Raw genomic sequence first — 19,793 nt, 5'->3', positions numbered from 1 at the left:
ATCCCGACCCCAGCCGTCACAGTACCCACCTGACCGAAGCCGCGCGCGATCAGACGCGCACAGCGGCAGTTACCGCCTCCACTACAGAGCCTACCGCGCGTGACATCAAAACGGCATCTTCATGCTCGGCCATAACCCGCACCAACGGCTCTGTGCCCGACTTGCGTATCAACAACCGCCCCTTTCCCGCCAGGTCGGCTTCGGCCTGGGCGATGGCGGCCAGAACCTGGGCGTCTTCCAATGGAGTCTGTCCCGCGGCAAATCTAACGTTTTCAAGAAGTTGCGGCACCATCTCAAAGTTTTGCAGCAATTCCGAGGATTTCTTGCCCGACCGGATCATTTCAGCAAGGAATTGCAGTCCCGCCATAAGACCATCGCCGGTGGTTGCATGGTCCATCATCACGATATGGCCGGATTGCTCGCCGCCAAGGTTGAACCCACCTTCGCGCATGCGTTGCACCACATAGCGGTCGCCCACGGCGGTACGTTCCAGCCGTACCCCCTGGCCTTGCAAAAAACGCTCCAGTCCAAGGTTGCTCATCACCGTCGCGACCAATGCATTATTGGCCAGGCGCTCCTCGGCGGCCCATCGTGACGCCATCAGCGCCATGAATTGATCGCCGTCGCCGACCTTGCCGGACTCGTCGATCAGAATAACCCGGTCCGCGTCCCCATCCAGACAGATCCCGACATCGGCACCGTGGCTCAGCACGGCGGCGGCAGCTTGTTCCGGGTGGGTCGATCCGCAATCGTCATTGATATTGGATCCGTTTGGTTTGACCCCGATCTCAACTACATCCGCCCCAAGTTCCCAAAGGGTTTCAGGTGCAACGCGGTGTGCAGCACCGTTGGCGCAATCAATCACTACTTTTAGACCGGCCAGGCTCATCTGCCGGGGAAATGAAGACTTCACCCGCTCAACATAGCGAAACCGCCCGTCGTCAATCCGCTTGGCACGGCCAATCTTGTCCGCAGGGTTCAACGCGACGCCCTCGGCGATCAATGCCTCGATTTCCGCTTCAACCTCGTCACTGAGTTTGAAACCATCAGGACCAAAGAACTTGATGCCATTATCCTTGGCAGGATTGTGACTGGCTGAAATCATCACCCCAAGATCCGCCCGCATCGAACGGGTCAAAAGCCCTACAGCAGGCGTAGGCACCGGTCCCAGCAGCAATACGTTCATACCCGAAGACGTCAGCCCGGCAGTCAAAGCATTCTCGAACATATATCCGGAAAGCCGCGTATCCTTGCCGATCACCACACGGTGTGCGCCGGCACGGCTGGAACTGAAATATCGTCCGACCGCTGCACCGATGCGCAAAGCATTTTCAGCGGTCATCGGATAGATGTTGGCTTCGCCCCGAATACCGTCAGTCCCAAAAAGCTTCGTCATAAAATACTCCCAAAAGATGATGCGTGCCACAGCGATACCGCCTGACGTGTCTCTGCAACGTCGTGGACACGGATAATTTGCACACCCTGTGCCAGCCCTGCAAGCGCCACTGCGATAGAACCAGCCATGCGGTCCTGGGGCGTGTCGGCCTGCCCGAGGGTACCGATGAATTTCTTGCGTGACACCCCCAACAACAAGGGCGTCCCCAACGCGTGAAATATACTGATCCTCGCCAGCAACGCCAGATTATGTTCCAGTGTTTTGCCAAAGCCGATACCCGGATCCGCCACGATCATCTCTCGCCGGATACCGCTTTCCACAAGAAAATTGATCTGACGATCAAGCGCATCGTACACATCCAGTAAAACATGGTCGTAAAACGGATCTAGGTGCATGGTAGCCGGTTCGCCCTGGGCGTGCATGACACAAACCGGGAGCTGTTGCCGCTGGCAAAATGGTGCGAGTTCGGCGTCAAAGGTGAATCCGGACACATCGTTAACCAGGCTCGCCCCCGCCGCCACCGCCGCCTGGGCGACCGCGGCCTTGCGCGTGTCAATAGAGATGGCGTTGCGCACCCCTGCGGCACGCAGTCCCACGATGACCGGCGATACACGTTCGATCTCGTTTTCGGTGGCGACCAGATCGGCTCCCGGTCGGGTCGATTCGCCTCCCACGTCGATAATATCCGCCCCCGCAGCGACCATAGCCTGCCCCGCCAGCACGGCTTCGGACACCTCAGAATGTTGGCCTCCATCCGAAAAACTGTCAGGCGTAACGTTCAATATCCCCATAATCTGGGGTCGATCCATCGAAAGACCGGCTACGGCGGCACGTTTTGTGGTCAACCGCGCCAGAACATCGGCAGGAAGCTCGGCGGCGTCGACCACGCGCGAAGCCTTGCTTCGCGATACCGTCTCGACGTGGGTAAACCAGCCCCAACCCCCGGCCAGTTGCAACGCAGCATCGGGTCTTGTCGGACCGATCTGCACCAAGGGTCTATAGTATGTTGTCATGGATTACAGGACACCTTGGTCAACGGGCACCGCACGCAGCGGTACAGATGCCTGCGCTGGCAAATCCGCACCAATGACCAGCATTTCTGTTGCGTCAAAGGTGGCGGCAAACCAAGCGGCCAGTGCGACTGCATCGCGTGGCTGAACCGATGGTGTGTCAACGCTGTCCAAGACAATCTTGGAAGGAGCCCATACGCTGGTCTGTCCGTTCTTCAGCGCCCAGTTCAGTTCGGTTCGGGTCGCAACCACAACGCAGCGGTCATCTTTTGAGGCCAACACCCATGCGTTCTGCTCGATTGCCAAAAGGTCAATCCGACGCTGTGCCATTTTATGCGCGACATGCGGTGCCGGCGTGTCAGACGCACCGACACACAGGATAAGCGGGCGACCCATGGCGTGAAGCTGGTCCAACCAACCCGCTAGATGCGAAGACGCAATCGCGTCGTTGCTAAGATATACCAGTTCGGGATGCGGTACCTCGGCGGCGTCAGTCCGCGCGTCCGGCGCAGCGTCGCGCGCGCGCACGATCTCGACTCCCAGGGCACCGGGGCCACGGTCCAGTTTTTCGATGCGCACAAATACCCGCATTGCCTGTCGTTCAAGCAGAATTCGGTCGGCGACCCTTTCCGCCAAGGTTTCCAGCAGGTTCAGACGCTCGTCCGACAGCTCATAGGCGATCGCTTCGGTGACACGGTCATACGACAAGATCCGGTCGACATCGTCATCCACCGGCCCGGTCAACGGCCGCACCTCGACGACGACATTGAAACAGATGCGCTGCGTGACACCACGTTCAGCCTGAAACGCACCGATTTCGACAGACACGATGTGATCCCTGAGCGAAATGCGGTCCAACGGCTCGGGACCGGCGGTCGCGGCTGCGCGTTCGGAAGGGTGCGCAAACGCAAGCCTTGTATCAGTGGTCATCGTTCTGGCCTTTGTTTTGTCCCGCTAAACGCGATCCTAGATCGTTCGTCGGGATGTATCAAAACCAGTTGCGGCTGGCCAGACATCAATCACGACGGCTGCCCTAGTCGTTCGACGCGGTTTGAACACCGTCACGATAAAACAGATGAACCCCGATCTGCGCGGTGCGGGTAAAAACCCGGGACCAGCGGGGGCTGACCGCTTTGGTGTGGTAATAGGTAGCGCCCTTGGTCAACGACGGAGCCTTCCCGTCCAGAACGGCGCGGGCGACCTTGCCGACCTGCGCATAAGCGCGGGGCTCCGAGATCACCTCGGCGTTTCCATCGCAGGTATATGTAAACTGGCACTGGTACTTCTTGCCGGTTCCCTGATTGATCACGTTGCACAGCGTACTGGGAAACTGCCGTGATTTTACACGGTTCAAGATGACTTCAGCGACGGCGAATTGACCCTTTATGGTCTCGCCACGGGCTTCGAAATACAAAGCCTCCGATAAACACTTCCATTGTTCGCCGCCCGATGCCTTCGGCTGTTTTGCCAGCCAGCTTCGTGTGAATTCGATTTCGCTTGGCGATGTAGAGGCCGATACCATTGTCTCGAGCCGCTCTGAACCGACAGATCGAAGACCTTTCGCTTCGATGTCCGCCAGGGTTTTTGCCTGCTCCGGGCTTGCCAAAGCTGATAAGGGGGACAGCAACGACAGGCTGACGACGGCACATGTGGAAAGTCTTCGGATAGAACGCATTGAGCGCCTCGCAAGTAGTTTCGTTCTTGGCCGCGTACCCAATATCCGACAATGGGTAAACCCTGCGAGAATTAACTGCGCAGAAACCCGCGCAGCCGCACTATATATAGACTTAGATTCCTAACACGCTACCCTATCTTGTGCGTAATCGCCAGTTGTGCCGCTGCGAGGCGTGCCACTGGCACACGAAATGGTGAGCAGGAGACATAATCGAATCCCGCGGCGCGACAAAATGCAATCGATTCGGGGTTGCCGCCGTGCTCTCCGCAGATCGACAACGTAACCCCAGGTTGGGCTTCCCGCCCTCGAGCCGCACCAAGCTGAAGCAGCTCGCCCACGCCATCCTGATCCAGCATGTGGAACGGATCTTCGGGAAATACCCCTTGTTGAACATATGTCGACATGAACCTTCCCGCGTCGTCGCGGCTAAGCCCATAGGTCATCTGTGTCAGGTCGTTGGTCCCGAAACTGAGGAATGAACAATACGGCGCGATTTCGCCGGCTCGAAGCGCCGCGCGAGGCGTTTCCACCATGACGCCCAGCCTGTAGGTAAATGAAGCCCCCCGCTCTGACCGCACCGCCGTCGCGATTTTGTCAATGCTGGCTTTGACCATTTCAACTTCGCGCTTGGCCGAAACCAACGGTATCATGATCTCAGGCACGACCGGCTCGCCATCCCGGCTTGCCTCGATCGTAGCCTCGAATATCGCGCGCGCTTGCATCTCGTAGATCTCGGGTACCGTCACACCAAGCCGCACCCCGCGCAGGCCCAGCATAGGGTTGTATTCCGACATCGCCTCGATCCGTCGGGTCACATTCGACAGAGGCAGATCCAGCGCTTCGGCCAGGTCACGCTGTCCCGAACGGCTTGTGGGCAAAAATTCGTGTAGTGGCGGATCAAATAGGCGGATGCAGACGGGCTGACCCTGCATGATGCGGAAAAGCTGAATGAAATCGTCACGCTGCATCGGCAAAAGACGGTCCAAGACCGCACGCCGCCCTTCGCTGGTGTCGGCAAAGATCATCTCGCGCATCACCGTCAGACGGCTGGGATCAAAAAACATGTGCTCGGTGCGGCAAAGGCCGATACCGTGAGCATTGAAATTCCGGGCTGTCTGCGCATCAGCAGGCGTATCGGCATTGGCCCGGATACCGATATCGGCAGTTTGTTCGGCCCAATCCATCAATTTCTGAAACGTCGCGTCCAGTAACGGCTCCAGTGTATCGGGGGCACCGCAAAGCACTTCGCCGTGCGTGCCATCAAGGGTGATTTCGTCGCCAGCCTTGAAAACCCGGCCATCCATGGCAGTTATTTGACCCTTTACCAGATCGAACCGCATCGACGACGCACCCACCACGCAGGGCAGCCCCAAGCCGCGCCCGATTACGGCGGCGTGACTGGTGATACCGCCACGTTCAGTCAGGACCGCTTGGGCGGCATGCATACCGCGAATATCTTCGGGGGAGGTTTCGCGCCGCACAAGTATGCACTTTTCCCCGCGGGCCGCGCTGGCCTGCGCGTCATTGGCGTTGAACACGATCTTGCCCGTCGCCGCCCCTGGGCTTGCCGCGATACCCCGCCCGATCACGTCGCGCTTGGCCCGTGGGTCAACCTGCCGGTGCAGCAGTTCTGTCAACGTGCGCGGCTGCACTCGCATCAACGCTTCCTCGCGCGAGATGATACCCTCATCGGCCAGCGCCACCGCGATACGGACCGCCGCCCGCGATGACCTCGCCACGCGAACCCCATCCAGAATAAACAGCTCGCCGTCCGAAATCACAAACTCCAGCTGCATTTCCGCGCGCAGCCGTTGACGCATCAATGCGGCGTGTTGCGTCAAGGTCTCGAACGCCTCGGGGGCATGTTCTTCCAACGACGGGCCACGTGGGTCGCGGGTAAGAAACATGGCGTCGGCGTTATTTTGCAAGGCATCGCGACCTTGCGACTGGCTAAGATATCGCCCGGTAATCTGCGGCAGCCCTGTTGTGCTGTCGACCAGTTGCAGCACGCCCGACCCACAAAGCCCGGTTCCAACACCAAAGACCATCTGTTGCACCACCAGGCCCAACCCCGCGTCGGCGGGTGCCCCCTTGGCCTGACGCAACAACCGGGCCGACGTGCCTTCCCACGCCCGCGCCATGGAACTCAGCACGGCAGTCAACTGGGTCACGCGATCTTGCGGAAAGCTTTCCTCGGTCTCGAGTTCATAAGCGCGCAAAGACGCTTCCAACGCCTCGCGGCCCTCGCCTTCCACTTCGTCAAACATGTCGGGGTCAAGCCGTGCGATATTCACGGCGTAGGACTGGACAAACCGGGTGTACAGCGTCGATGCAGGCCCTTCGCCCATCTGCGCGCAGTAAAATTGGTACCGCGCGTCGTTCATGCCTATGTTCACGACCGCCCCCGGCCCGCCCCAGTCGGGGTCCTGAGAGGACGGACGCACGCACAGCAGTGCGTCATGCGGGAATTCATCGGCAATCTGGCGAATATCAGGGACCTGCCCCCGCGCGATATCAAGCACCGTATCAAAAGGCAGCGCGACGGTACGCGGCACCGGCAGGTCGAGGCGTACCAGACGTTGCAAACATTTGGCGCGCCCACCATGCGTGTTGTTGGCGATTGGCGCAGTCTGGGTGATAAGTGTTGTCATGGCGTGTTTCTGCACTGCGGCACCTTTGGGTTCCTGCGCAGCATAGGCTTTCGCCGTGGTGTGGCAAGGCGTGATCGCCTTGCCCACGTGTCGGGTCTGCTGCGTTACCCGTCGATTTTCGTCAGATCCGCGACCGAGCTACAGATCGTGCGGATACGGCTGAGCAGGTTCAACCGGTTACGCCGGACCGTCGCGTTGTCAGAGTTCACCTGCACCGCGTCAAAGAAGGCATCAATCGGCCCGCGCAAGGACGCCATCGCGGACATGGCCGTGCCGAAATCCTGTGCTTCCATCGCCGGTTTGATCTTTGCCTCTGCGGTATCAAGGGCGGCAAACAGCGCGCGTTCTTCTTCCGTCTCGGCAAATTTGATATCCGCCCCAAAGGAGTATTCCACCCCATCCGCATCCTCGGCTTGGCTGAGAATATTGTTGGCGCGCTTGAACCCCTGGATCAGGTTTTCCCCGTCGTCGGTTTTCAGCGTCTCGCTCAGCGCCTTGGCGCGTTTGACCAGCAGGGTCAGGTCGTCGTTGCCGTCCGTCGCACCGGCAGGTGCGCCATCGGAAGAACTGATGCAAGCGTCGATGATGTCGTGACGGACGCCTTGGTCTTTGAGGTAGACCTTCAGGCGGTCGTGGAGGAAGGAGAGGAGGTTTTGATGTACGTGACCCGCGAGATCATCGACACCTCCTGCCGATAAAAACATACCTTCTTCAACCTCTGTCGATGATGCGGAGGTATTATCGCCAAAATTATACCATCGGTGCCCCGAGCCCTTAACCCCAAACTTCATTAATGGGTTAAGTTGGAGCCTAATATCATTCTCAACCAAAATCCGAATAACGCCCAAGGCCGCGCGACGCAGCGCGAACGGGTCTTTGCTTCCGGTCGGTTTTTCGTCAATCGCCCAGAAGCCGGTCAGCTTGTCGATTTTCTCTGCCAGCGCCACGGCGATGGACACGGGCGCGGTTGGCACATCGTCGGATGGGCCAAGCGGCGCATAGTGGTCTTGGGCGGCGGCGGCGATGGCCTCGGACTTGCCTGCGGCTTTGGCATAGTAGCTGCCCATAAGCCCCTGAAGTTCGGGGAACTCATAGACCATTTCGGACGACAGATCGGCCTTGGCGAAACGGGCGGCGGCGCGGGCCTCTTCTGCGTCGGCCCCGACCATCGGGGCGAGTTCCCCAGCCAGTGCTTCCATACGCGAGATCAGCTCGGCCTGTGTGCCCAGCTTGTTGTGGAAGGTCACGTTGGACAGACGGTCCACCCAGGTCTGCATCCCGGCATCCGATTGCGCGATGCGCAGATCGTTTTCCCAGAAGAATTTAGCATCCGACAGACGCGCAGAGAGCACTTTTTCATTGCCCGCCAGAATGGTCGCGCCATCGTCGGCGGTGGTGCGGTTGGCGACGGTGACAAAGCGTTCGATGCGACCCGTCTTGGGGTTGCGCACGGAAAAGAACTTCTGGTGCTCTTTCATCGAGGTTTGCAGCACCTCGGGCGGCAGGCCAAGGAAATCATCGCCAATCTGCCCCATCAGCACAACGGGATATTCCACCAGCCCTGCGACCTCGGCCAGCAGGCCCGCATCCTCGACCACCTCAAGCCCGTTGGCAAAGGCCATATTGGTCGCGTCGTTCCAGATCGTATCGCGCCGCTCTGCCGGGTCGAGCACGACAAAGGCGCGTTTCAGCTTGGTGCCGTAATCGTCAAAGTTGCTGACGGTAATTGTATCGGGGGCCAGAAAGCGGTGCCCGCGCGTGGTATCGCCTGCGGTGATCCCGTCGATGGTCAAGGGCACGGTCTGCGCGCCATCCTCGGCCGACAGGATACACAGGATCGAATGCAGCGGGCGCACCCACCGCAAGCTGCCACTGCCCCACCGCATGGATTTGGGCCATGGGAAATTGCGAATGGTGGTTTCCAGCACCTCTGGCACGATTTCAGCTGCGGGGCGGCCCGGCTTTTTGATCATGGCGAACAGGATCTTGCCCTTGGGCGTGTCGCGTTCTTCCAGTTGGTCGCGAGTCAGCCCCGCACCGCGCAAGAAGCCTTCGATGGCTTTTTCCGGCGCGTCAGCCTTGGGGCCCTTGCGTTCCTCGACCAGCGACGGGCTGGCGTCCAGCATCTCTTCGATTGTCAAGGTCAGGCGACGCGGCGTCGAAAAGGCCGCCGCAGAGGCATAGGTCAGCCCCGCATCCACCAGACCGTTCGTCACCAGTTTCTTCAGATCATCCGCCGCGCGCGCCTGCATGCGGGCGGGGATTTCTTCCGAGAAAAGCTCTATCAGGAGGTCGGGCATGGGTTTCGTACCTTTCGGGGCCGCTTGTAGTTCGGTGCGGTTAAATGTTTTTCGCGCCGAACGCGAGGGTGTTCAAATACCAAAGCTGCGCAGGGTCAATCGCCGGGGCGTTCTGGGCATGCCTCGCCCACCACCGTTCCGTCATAGGACTTGTCACCACAGTCGTTCAGTTCGTGCCAAACATAGCCGCGCCCGTCCGAGGTGATCGCCACAATCCGGTCAACGCCAAAGTGCACGTTTTTCTTGCTGAGAAACGTAAGCGCGGTGCCTGCCTCAAGCTCTGCGCCGATTGCAGCGGCATCGAAACAGTCGAACCAGCCGGGTGCATTGCGCGGCACGATATCGTCGCTGACGACATAGGTTTCAGACAGCATCGCAAGGCTCAGGCTTGTATCAAAGCATGCGCGATACCGGATGGGCGAACTATCGGCATCAATGCCGCGAAAGTTCTCGGTCAGGATCGGTTCAGGTTCATTTGTAGACAACGAAACCAGCTCGACGCCGTGCTGGGGGGCCAAAACTTCGTGGTAAAAACCGAAAACCTGCAAATAATAGATCGCGATGCCCGCGATAGCTGCAATAACCAAAATGACAATTCCTACAAGTTTACCGCTCATGCCGCGTCTTCCTTCCAACCGCCCGCGCGGGTTTCAACGAAGGCGTCGGCACAGGCCTTGGCGAGTGTTCGCACCCGTCCGATATACGCCTGACGTTCGGTAACCGAGATGACGCCGCGTGCATCAAGCAGGTTGAAGATATGGCTGGCCTTTATACACTGGTCGTAAGCCGGGTGTGCCATGATGATGCGTTTGCCGGTCTTGGGGTCATGCGCATCCTGAGACAGGATGGATTTGCATTCATTTTCGGCTTCGACGAAATGATCCAGCAGCACATCAGTGTTGGCCACATCGAAATTCCACCGGGCATATTCTTCTTCGGTTTGCTTGAATACATCGCCATAGCTCAGCGCGATAGGCGCGTCGGGATCATTGAACGGCATATCCATCACGTGATCGACACCCAGCACATACATCGCAAGCCGTTCCAACCCATAGGTCAGTTCGCCCGAAACCGGGTGGCAGTCGTGACCGCCGACTTGCTGGAAATAGGTGAACTGGCTGACCTCCATGCCGTCGCACCACACTTCCCAGCCCAGTCCCCAGGCCCCCAGGGTCGGGCTTTCCCAGTCGTCTTCGACAAAGCGGATGTCATGCAAAGCCATGTCGATGCCGATGGCTTCCAGCGACCCAAGGTACAGGTCTTGCAAATTCGGAGGGCTGGGCTTTATCAGCACCTGATACTGATAGTAATGCTGTAGCCGATTGGGATTTTCGCCATACCGCCCGTCGGTCGGACGCCGCGATGGCTGCACATAGGCCGCCGCCCAGGGGTTCGTGCCAAGTGCCCGCAATGTCGTTGCCGGGTGGAAGGTCCCTGCCCCAACTTCCATGTCATAGGGTTGCAAGATCGCACAGCCCTGACGCGCCCAATATGATTGGAGGGCGAGGATGATTTCCTGAAAGGAACGGGGGCGCTGAACCGGATCGGACATGAGTAATTGCCTTTGCTGCTGCGGGTCTTTCCTACGGCGCTGCCGCCGGAGGGTCAATTGGCAGCTTTGTGATGAATTGCCGCGTGTCAGGCATGGCATTTAATCTCTTTTCCTGCTTATCTGCTGCAACTCTAATCCCTTGAAAGCACCTATTCCTATGACGCGACTGTTTTTGGCATTGTTTGCCGCCCTTTTCCTTCTTCCTGCCATCGTTGGCGCCCAGTCTGCCGACGAAGTGGTCTGGATCCAGATCGAAGCGCAACCAAACCTGTCGAGCGCAACCGAAAGGGCCCGCGCCTATAGTGACAGCTTGGAGGATGTGAACGGATTCGCGTTAGGGGGCGGATGGTACGGAATCGCCGTCGGGCCATATTTGCGCCGCGACGCAGAGCTGTTGCTGCGAAGCTACCGGCGCGAAGGTCTGGTGCCGCGCGACAGTTTCATTCAGGTGTCGCAAAAGTTTCGTCAGCAGTTCTGGCCAGTGGGCGCAAATGTACTGAACATTCCGACCATCGAACCAATTGATCCGAACGCCGACACACAGACACAGGCCGACACGTCTATCACCCAAACCGCTTTGCCACCCGCAGACCAGGCCGCCGATTCAGAAGCCGCGACAGTACCCCAAGCGCCGGTTCTTCCCGCTGCCCCTGTCGATGAAACCCTGGACGAGGCACGTCGCAGCGAAAGAGACCTGGACCGCGGACAGCGCGAACAGCTTCAGATTGCGTTGGAGTGGGCTGGGTTTTACAACGGTGCAATTGACGGTGCCTTCGGCCGCGGAACACGCGGATCAATGGCGCAGTGGCAAGAGGCAAACGGTTACGAAGTAACAGGCGTCTTGACCACTTTGCAGCGGGCGGCGCTGCTAGGGGAATACAATGCCGTTCTCGAAGGTATCGGGCTGAAACCTGTACGGGATACGCAGGCCGGTATCGAAATGATCTTGCCAACGGCGATGGTGGGTTTTGACAAGTACGAACCACCTTTCGCCCATTACAACAGCATCGGTGACAGTCAGGCACGGGTTTTGCTCATCAGCCAATCAGGCGACAAAGACACGCTATATGGCCTGTATGACATCATGCAGACGCTGGAGATCGTGCCCGAACAAGGCCCGCGCGAACGCAAGTCCGACAGCTTTGAGCTGATCGGCGAAAACGGCCGTATCATCAGCCAGACCCAAGTCTCCTTGCAAAATGGCGAGATCAAAGGCTTTACGCTCATCTGGCCAGCAGGTGACGAAGACAGGCGCCGCCGGGTCATCACCGAGATGACGCAAAGCTTTACCCGGCTGCCTGGCGTTCTGAATTCCACCGCTGGCGGTGGTGATGATCAAGCGGTGGATCTGGTGTCGGGCCTGCAAGTTCGGTTGCCGAAAATCGCACGGTCAGGTTTTTTCATCGACGCGCGGGGGACGGTCGCGACGACATCTCAAGCGGTTCAGAATTGCAGCCGCCTCACTTTGGATGACGACACCGAATTGGATGTGGTTATCGACGACGCAAACAGCGGCGTTTCGCTGCTTAAGCCGCGTACGCCGCTTGCGCCGATCAAGGTGGCCACGTTCAACACCGTGCCGCCCCGGCTGCAATCGGAGATTGCCGTTGCGGGTTTCCCTTACGAAGGCGTTCTGGGCTCCGCGACCATCACTTTCGGCTCGCTAGAGGATGTGCGCGGCCTGAACGGTGAGGAAAACATAGCGCGGCTCTCTGTTGCTTCGCAAAAAGGCGACGCGGGAGGGCCGGTGTTTGATGCCAAGGGCCAGGTGTTGGGGATGCTGCTCCCCCGCCGCGATGACGCGCAGCAACTGCCCGAAGAAGTGAAGTTCGCGGCCGAAGCAAAGCTGATCGCGGATATCGCCCAAAAAGCCGGCATCACCGTGACAACAGTAACCGAGGCCGGGTCGGCATCGATCAAGCCACAGGACCTTCGTGAAAACGCCAAGGACATGACCGTACTGGTCAGCTGCTGGGAATAAGAAACCCGTTTTGGGACCGATGCCTGCCTAAAGCGTCGGTCCCCCCTGCCATTCCACGGAACCTAGCGGGCAGTTTGCGGTGTCAGATAAATCAGGGTTGGCCGGTCGGCGTTGAATGCTTCGGCCAGCACGTCGGGAAGGTCGGCAAGACGATCAGGGGCCGTGGCCAACGCGCCGAATGCTTCGGCCAATCTGCAAAAATCGGGATTATGGGCAACCACGGCATTAGGGGCAATCTGTGCGCGGGTCATGCTGTCTTCGATTTCGCCAAGCTTGCCATTGTCCCACAGGATAATCGGCAGCGGCAGACCCAGTTCCACTGCAACGCCCAGTTCTTGAAGAGTGTAGTGAAACCCGTAGTCTCCGATAATGGCCACAGTCGGCAACCCAGGCCTGCCGATGGCACCGCCGATTGCCGCAGGTGTGGCATACCCCAACGTTCCGAAACCGTAAGGATGATGCCAGTGGCCGGGACGGTCCATGTCCCACACCTCTTTTGCGGCGTAGGCGAATTGGGTCATGTCCGAATAGATCATCGTATCCTTGGGCAAAGCCGCTTGAACCGCATCGATGACCGCCAACATCCCCGGACGCTCCGCGTCGACCTCGGCGCGCCAGCGCGTACGCCACGTTGTCGTTTGCTGTGCGGACCACTGCGTCTCCAACGCTTCCGGAATGGCTTGGTCTAGTGCGTCCATAACGCTTGCTGCGTCTGCCAGAATGCAGGCTTGCGCCGCTTCTTGGTCCGCCAGCACCACGGGGTCGATGTCGACGCGTACCATTGCGGCGCTATGACCGAGTTCGCTGCGCCAGAGGTCGACCTCGGCAAGTTCGGTGCCGATCGCGATCACAAGGTCGGCTCGCGCTATCACCTCGACGCTTGACGGCCGCGCCAGGCAAGACCCGAAATGCAGGGGCGCATCGCCGGCGACGATGCCACGCCCGGCATATGTGGTCATGCTGGCAGCCCGCCACCGGGCCATCAACGCCGTCGCGTTCTCCGTGTGCGCCGCGCCCCCGCCAAAGATGAACAATGGCCGCTTGGCTGCGCGCAACTGTGCCGAAAGCAGCACGATATCCTCAGCTCTGGCGATGGGCCGTTTTGCCGTAACCGACAACGGCCTGGCCGCCACCGCACCGGCTTCCAGCACGGCGATCGGAATCGATAGATGCTTGGAACGCGCGCGGCGGGTGGCGAATTCTGTCAGGGCGCGGTCAATCAGCCCATACGCCGCCTGCGGTGTCTGCGCGACCTCGGACCAATCGCACACGGTCTCGGCGGCGGCGCGTTGGTCTTTCATCTGGTGAAGCTGCCCTTTGCGCAAAGCGGTTTCATCAAGGCACGAAGACAGCACCAGCAAGGGAACGGAATCGCTATAGGCCTGCCCCATCGGCGTCATGGTGTTGCACAAGCCCGGCCCGGTGATGACATAGGCCACCCCGGGTTTTCCGGTCGCCCGCGCATAACCATCCGCCATAAATCCCGCGCCCTGTTCGTGTCGCGCCAGTACATGGGTCAGACCGGCTTCTTCGATGCCCCGGTACATCTCTTGGTTGTGAACCCCGGGAATGCCGAATATCACCTCGACACCGCGCGATTTCAGCATGTGCGATATCTGGGCACCCAACGGGCGGGTTTGCGTGTCACTCATCATGCTCTCCAGAACTTAAAGGTAAGAATGACGTAAACCGCCATCAATTCCAACCGGCCGATCAACATCGCTGCGGTCAATATCCACTTGGCGGTGTCGTTCAACGTACTGAAATTCCCGGCTGGGCCGATAATTTCACCCAAGCCGGGTCCGATATTGCCCAAAGCCGCCCCTGCGCCGGAAACTGAGGTGACAAAATCCAGCCCGGTCATGCTGAGCGCCACAGCAACCAGCCCCAGGGTCAGCGTAAAAAACATGAAGAACGACATGACCGAAATCATGACATCGCCGCTGATGGCGCGCCCATCGTAGCGCGGGGTGAATATACCGTTGGGTGACCGGATCCGCCGCAACTGCGCACGAATCGAGGCAAACAGGAGCTGGTAGCGAAAGATCTTTATTGAGCACGCCGTCGACCCCGCACACCCGCCGATCAACCCGGTAAAGAAGAACAACGCCACGGGAAACGGCCCCCACGCCATATAGTCAACCGATGCAAATCCGGTACCCGAGATGATAGAGGTAATGTTGAACAGCGCTTCGCGCAGCGACTGTTCCCAATGCTGTGGAAACACCGTGCGAATTGAGAAGAATACAATCAACACCAGGACGGTGATGGTCAACAGAAAGCCGCGCACCTGCGGGTCCCTGTGCAGTGCCAGCGCATTGCCGTTAAGCAATTGAACATAGCGCACAAAAGGCAGTGCCGCGAGCACCATGAAGATCGATGCGGCATATTCGGCATTACCCGAGAATGTGCCGAATGACGCATCGTAATTTGAAAACCCCCCGGTCGAGACCGTCGTCAGCGCATGGACGGTCGCGTCGAAGACATTCATCCCCAATGCAAGGTATGTCAGTGCACAGGCAAAGGTCAGCCAAACGTAAATGACCGATATCTGACTGGCGATCTGCCCCGCCCGAGGCAAGATCTTTCCAAATGTATCAAAGGCTTCGGATTTGAAGATCTGCATCCCGCCTACGCGCAATTCGGGCAGAAACACCATTGCCACGACGATGATGCCGATCCCGCCGAGCCATTGCAGAATGCCGCGCCATAGCAATAACCCCTTGGGAAGATCATCAAGGCCCGTAAACACGGTAGAGCCTGTCGTGGTCATCCCCGACATGGCCTCGAACACCGCATCGACGAACCGCGCTTCGGTCGCCCCCAGCATGAAGGGCAAGGCACCGAACAATGGCAGCATGAGCCAGACGCCCGAGGTCAGCAAAAACGTCTGCTGAATGGTAAGCCCCTGCCTGACGCCATTGGCACAGGACAAGGCAATCATACTGCCACCCAGCATCGTTATCAGTCCCGATTCAACAAAAACCGGCCAGTGACCGCGACCTTCCGCGATGTCCACCAACATCGGCACAATCATCGCGATGCCAAGCACCGCAACCAACAGGCCGATCACATATCCAACGGGTCGCATATCCAACATCTGCGCAGCGTTGGCGTGACGGTGCGCCAGTGTCAAGGATCAGCCAACGTGAACCAGCGTATTGAACAGCTTGGGGTCGATACTTTGCGCGGCAAAAGTCGTGCCTTGGGTCAGAATGCTGATCGCATCATGGCTGTGCAGGCTTTCCTGATGGCTGGCGATGACCCTGAAATCACCGATACGTGGATCAGCTTGCAACTGTTCGCAGAACAAACGGGCGGCGTCCTCGACGAATATCGGATTGGCTGCATTTAACTCCGCAAAAGCCTGCTCGTCCTCACGTTTGACCATGACCTGCGTTTCAGTAGGGACCGCCCGGCGCGCGGCTTCTATCAGGTCTTCGAACCACAACACACCTTCGTCGAAATTCACATCCACTGAAATCCGCGCGACCGAACGTTGGGAATGGGGCGTGGCCAACTGCCCCCGTGTCGCGCGCGCATGCTCTGACAACTCCAACGAGCATGGGCAAGTGGACGAATAGACGTAATCCAGATGCATGATCTTCTTGCGCGCGCCCCCGGTTTCGACCAGTTCAAGCGCAATGTCATAATACTGATAGCCTGACAGTCCCGACCGCAGGCTCTGGATTTTCATCGGAAAGGAAAACCGCATCTGGATACGTGCACCACAGCTTTCCAGATCGGTTTTGTAGTCGTCCAGCGCCGCTTCCATGACCTCGAAACTGAAGGTTTCTTCGGCATATTCATAGAAACTGCGCATAATGCGCGACATGTTGATACCTTTTTTGTCGGCTTCAAGGCTGACCGACCCGGTAACCGAGGTTTCAAGCGTCAAATCTCCGCCATCACGGGTATGAAACCGCACCGGCAAGCGAAAGTTCGAGATACCCACATGCTGGATTTGTTGCTTGGCCCCCCGGATCAGGCTGGAGGGACCATTTTGCAAATCGGGTAGGGTCGCTTTGTAGTTATCACCCACGGCAAAGCCATCAGGGTATACCCTGCTAAAGCTCGGATACCCTTCGGCGTTCTGCAAAAGCCGTGCCAGCGCCGGGTCCAGCGCATCGACCTCTCCTGCACTGGCCTTTGCGGCCCACGCCTTGAGCGTATCAAGCGCGGCAACAGCAGCGTCCCGATCAGGAGTAACGTTCAAAGGTGCAATAACGTTCATGGCAGGCCCCTAGCAATCTGCCCCGAATATAAGGGCTTTTCGCGGGTTTTACCAACCATCAGTTCAAAAAACCGTGGCGTGCCCCAGTAAACCCTCAGGAATTCAGCCCGCCATATCCAACGCTTGCCGAAGGTCCGCGATGATATCGCTTACATCTTCGAGACCGACAGAGAGCCGGACAAGCCCCTCCGAGATGCCCAGGACATCCTTTTGTTCTTGCGGCAACCGTTGATGCGTCGTGGTCGCAGGATGGGTCGCTATCGACTTTGCATCGGCGAAGTTGTTGGAAATGGTGATGATTTCCAACGCGTTCAGAAACTTGAAACACGCAGCTTTGCCGCCTTTGACCTCAAGCGCCAGTACTGTACCGGCTGATGTGCTGTGCGACATCGCAAGTTCGTGCTGTGGATGACCGGGATGGGAAGGATACCGCACAGCGCTCAACTTGGGATGGTCGCTCAGTGCGTGTGCGATTTCCAGCGCCGCGTCCGATTGTGCCCGCACACGCAAGTCGATGGTCTCAAGCGCTTTTAGGTGGGTCCAGGCAGTGAACGGGTTCATCGCGCCGCCTGTGTGTTTCATATAGGTTTCGATCGGACCTCGAACCAACTCCTTGGATCCGCAGATCGCGCCACCCAACAGCCGCCCCTGCCCGTCCACGTGTTTCGTTGTCGATATGATGGCAATATCAGCTCCGCATTTTTGGGCATAGGAATACACCGGCGTCGCCATCGCATCATCCACGACCACCAGTGCTCCGACCGCATGTGCGGCTTTGACAACATGGCACATGTCGACGACTTCCAGCGTCGGGTTGGAAATACTCTCGAAAAACACCAACCGGGTGTCGGAACGCAGCGCAGCGTCCCAGGCCGCGTTATCGGTTCCGTCGACCAAGGTGATCTCGACACCGAACCGGGCCAGGATATCTTCGAGCACATACAGGCACGACCCAAACAAGGCCCGTGCCGCGACGACGTGATCCCCGGCTTTCAGCAGCGCAGTCAGGGCACCGCTTACGGCCGCCATCCCCGATGTGCAGGCAAAGCAATCCTCATAGCCCAGCAAGGCGGAAATGCGGTCTTCGAACATGCGCACGGTCGGGTTGCCATATCGGGCATAGATGAATTCGTCGTCGCCCAGCGACTGGAACCGTGCTTCCGCCTGTTCAGCACTTTCATAAACGAAGCCCTGCGTCAGAAAAACGGCTTCGGAAACTTCGTTGTATTGGCTGCGCCGGGTCCCGCTATGTACCGCCTTGGTACGTGGCTTCCATTGGCTGTTCATCCTCATATCCTTCCTGGCCTGCTATCCAGGCCGGCATAAAAAAACCCCTGACGCGGCCAAGCGAAAGGGGGCTTTCATCCTGACCTTTTAGCGGTATTCGACAGGTCACCCCGCCCGTGGCCCGCAATCCGGTAACAAATCACCACGCGCTATCTGCTACGCCTCGTTCAACCGATCGTCAACAGCGGGCCGCGCACCAGCGCTGGATATCTTCCGTCAACTCTGTTTCAGAACGCTTTTTCTTGCAGCCCGGTGCAAAACCCGCCTCTATGAAACCGAACAAAACCCAAAGGACCCTGCATGGCCGCGCCCAACCCTATTGATCTCTACTACTGGCCCACCCCCAACGGCTGGAAAGTCTCCATCGCCCTCGAGGAAATGGGCCTGCCTTACCGGACCCGCCTGATCGACATCGGCGCGGGGGACCAGTTCGCTCCGGAATTTCTCAAGATTTCCCCCAATAACCGCATGCCGGCGATCATTGACCCTGAGGGTCCCGACAATGCGCCAATCTCGATTTTCGAATCCGGTGCCATATTGCAGTATCTTGCGCGCAAAACCGGTCGGTTCTACGGCGCGACCGAACGTGACCGGATCGCGATTGACCAGTGGTTGATGTGGCAGATGGGCGGACTGGGGCCAATGGCGGGCCAGGCGCATCACTTCCTGAAATATGCCCCCCAGATGGACCCGCCCAACGATCTGCCCTATGCCAAGGATCGCTACCGTGCCGAAACCGCCAGATTGTACGGCGTGCTGGATCGTCAACTGGCACTGAATGAATATGTCGCAGGTGCCTCGGTATCCATCGCCGACTTTTCGATCTGGGGGTGGGCGTCGCTTTGGGAAGGACAGCAACAGACCCTTGACGACAAGCCCCATATGGCCCGCTGGCTCGATGTCATGACCGCCCGCCCCGGGGTTCAGGCCGGGCGTGCCCTACATGCTGACAAGCGCGGCGACATTTCAAAGCAGAAAGAAACGCACGACACCTTGTTCAAACGCTAGGCATATTTTCCAAATGGAGCAATATCCCGGGGGGGCCGGCACGCAAGTGCCGGCGGGGGCTGGCCCCCGGGGCGTCAACGTACATCGGCATCGACCTCGTCCTTGTCCAGGCTGTAGGTCTGAAACAGCTTACCCTGGCTCATGAAGAACGCAAACACGACCGCCGTCAGACCAAAGGTCTTGAAGTAAACCCAGGTCTCCGTACTCGCGAACCGCCAGATCAGTTCATTCGCCACGGCCAGACCGAAAAAGCAAAACATCAGCCGCTTGGTCAGGATCATCCACCCTTCCTCTTTCAGCGGCATCATCTCTTCCATGACATATTTCAGATAGGATTGACCGCGCACAAGGCCGATGGCCAAAAGCGTACCGAACAGCAGGTATATCGCAGTTGGCTTCATCTTGAAAAAACGTTCGTCGTTAAGCCAAACGGACAGCCCACCAAAAACAGTTACCAGAAGGACCGTAGCCACCTGCATCCGGCTGATTTTTCCCGTCAGGGCCCACAGCACACCGGTAGACGCGATCAACAACGGGACAAACGCAGCGGTCACCACGATGAACCCATTGTATTGCGTGCCCCAAATCGTGAAAACATCATCCTTGAACCGAAGGTATGCGATGAAGAATATCACAACCGGCCCGTATTCCAGCGCCGACTTCAGGATAGGATTGATCTTGCGTGTCGTGCTCATCTTC

The 19,793-nt window shown here is 58.4% G+C and carries 15 protein-coding genes; 2 read left to right on the top strand and 13 right to left on the bottom strand.

What is annotated here, in order from left to right:
- Positions 1 to 49: 49 nt before the first annotated feature.
- The 8 genes from glmM to AC13DE_RS17350 all read right to left on the bottom strand — a co-directional run bounded on the left by glmM (position 50) and on the right by AC13DE_RS17350 (position 10,584).
- The gene (glmM, locus tag AC13DE_RS17385) at positions 50 to 1,396 is read right to left on the bottom strand and encodes a phosphoglucosamine mutase (RefSeq protein WP_446297100.1); all 1,347 of its coding nucleotides are present in this window, start codon (positions 1,394 to 1,396) and stop codon (positions 50 to 52) included.
- On the bottom strand, positions 1,393 to 2,409 hold the full coding sequence (folP, locus tag AC13DE_RS17380) for a dihydropteroate synthase (RefSeq protein WP_483048547.1): 1,017 nt from the start codon (positions 2,407 to 2,409) through the stop codon (positions 1,393 to 1,395). Before folP ends, glmM begins: the two co-directional genes overlap by 4 nt.
- 3 nt (positions 2,410 to 2,412) lie before the next feature.
- Positions 2,413 to 3,336, bottom strand: a complete 924-nt coding sequence (locus tag AC13DE_RS17375) for a dihydroneopterin aldolase (protein WP_446297102.1) — start codon at positions 3,334 to 3,336, stop codon at positions 2,413 to 2,415.
- Between the two features lie 103 nt (positions 3,337 to 3,439).
- Positions 3,440 to 4,081 carry a cell wall hydrolase gene (locus tag AC13DE_RS17370; RefSeq protein WP_446297103.1) on the bottom strand — a complete coding sequence of 214 codons (642 nt, stop codon included), beginning with the start codon at positions 4,079 to 4,081 and terminating at the stop codon, positions 3,440 to 3,442.
- 128 nt (positions 4,082 to 4,209) lie between these two features.
- Positions 4,210 to 6,732: a putative PEP-binding protein gene (locus AC13DE_RS17365; RefSeq protein ID WP_483048546.1), complete on the bottom strand. Its 2,523-nt coding sequence runs from the start codon at positions 6,730 to 6,732 to the stop codon at positions 4,210 to 4,212.
- Positions 6,733 to 6,836: 104 nt separating this feature from the next.
- The gene (glyS, locus tag AC13DE_RS17360; protein ID WP_483048545.1) at positions 6,837 to 9,032 is read right to left on the bottom strand and encodes a glycine--tRNA ligase subunit beta; all 2,196 of its coding nucleotides are present in this window, start codon (positions 9,030 to 9,032) and stop codon (positions 6,837 to 6,839) included.
- A 95-nt stretch (positions 9,033 to 9,127) separates the two neighbouring features.
- A complete protein-coding gene (locus tag AC13DE_RS17355) occupies positions 9,128 to 9,649 on the bottom strand; it encodes a DUF6446 family protein (protein WP_446297106.1) in 522 nt (173 codons plus the stop codon).
- Complete coding sequence (locus AC13DE_RS17350; RefSeq protein WP_483048544.1) at positions 9,646 to 10,584, bottom strand: glycine--tRNA ligase subunit alpha; 939 nt, start codon at positions 10,582 to 10,584, stop codon at positions 9,646 to 9,648. The genes AC13DE_RS17355 and AC13DE_RS17350 overlap by 4 nt, the downstream gene beginning before the upstream one ends.
- A 157-nt stretch (positions 10,585 to 10,741) precedes the next feature.
- Here AC13DE_RS17350 and AC13DE_RS17345 point away from each other — a divergent pair, with 157 nt between their 5' ends.
- Complete coding sequence (locus tag AC13DE_RS17345; protein ID WP_483048543.1) at positions 10,742 to 12,565, top strand: serine protease; 1,824 nt, start codon at positions 10,742 to 10,744, stop codon at positions 12,563 to 12,565.
- Between the two features lie 62 nt (positions 12,566 to 12,627).
- On the opposite strand, the gene AC13DE_RS17340 is transcribed toward AC13DE_RS17345, so the two are convergent.
- The 4 genes from AC13DE_RS17340 to AC13DE_RS17325 form a co-directional block, all read right to left on the bottom strand.
- On the bottom strand, positions 12,628 to 14,217 hold the full coding sequence (locus tag AC13DE_RS17340) for a 5-guanidino-2-oxopentanoate decarboxylase (protein WP_483048542.1): 1,590 nt from the start codon (positions 14,215 to 14,217) through the stop codon (positions 12,628 to 12,630).
- The gene (locus AC13DE_RS17335; RefSeq protein ID WP_483048853.1) at positions 14,217 to 15,665 is read right to left on the bottom strand and encodes a TrkH family potassium uptake protein; all 1,449 of its coding nucleotides are present in this window, start codon (positions 15,663 to 15,665) and stop codon (positions 14,217 to 14,219) included. Before AC13DE_RS17335 ends, AC13DE_RS17340 begins: the two co-directional genes overlap by 1 nt.
- Before the next feature lie 39 nt (positions 15,666 to 15,704).
- Positions 15,705 to 16,799, bottom strand: coding sequence for a GTP cyclohydrolase FolE2 (gene folE2 / locus AC13DE_RS17330; RefSeq protein WP_446297110.1), 1,095 nt, complete (start codon positions 16,797 to 16,799; stop codon positions 15,705 to 15,707).
- A 102-nt stretch (positions 16,800 to 16,901) separates the two neighbouring features.
- Entirely contained in the window at positions 16,902 to 18,086 is a 1,185-nt protein-coding gene (locus tag AC13DE_RS17325; RefSeq protein ID WP_483048541.1) for an aminotransferase class V-fold PLP-dependent enzyme, read from the bottom strand.
- Positions 18,087 to 18,386: 300 nt separating this feature from the next.
- Here AC13DE_RS17325 and AC13DE_RS17320 point away from each other — a divergent pair, with 300 nt between their 5' ends.
- Positions 18,387 to 19,094, top strand: a complete 708-nt coding sequence (locus AC13DE_RS17320) for a glutathione S-transferase N-terminal domain-containing protein (RefSeq protein ID WP_446297112.1) — start codon at positions 18,387 to 18,389, stop codon at positions 19,092 to 19,094.
- Positions 19,095 to 19,168: 74 nt separating this feature from the next.
- Here the strand turns inward: AC13DE_RS17320 and AC13DE_RS17315 are convergent, their stop codons facing one another.
- The gene (locus AC13DE_RS17315; RefSeq protein WP_483048540.1) at positions 19,169 to 19,789 is read right to left on the bottom strand and encodes an inner membrane-spanning protein YciB; all 621 of its coding nucleotides are present in this window, start codon (positions 19,787 to 19,789) and stop codon (positions 19,169 to 19,171) included.
- Between the last annotated feature and the right edge of the window lie 4 nt (positions 19,790 to 19,793).

It is taken from the genome of Sulfitobacter sp. L-8, from assembly GCF_056859255.1.
The sequence above is the reverse complement of the archived record's forward strand: the minus strand, read 5'-3'. Positions and strand labels throughout refer to the sequence as shown.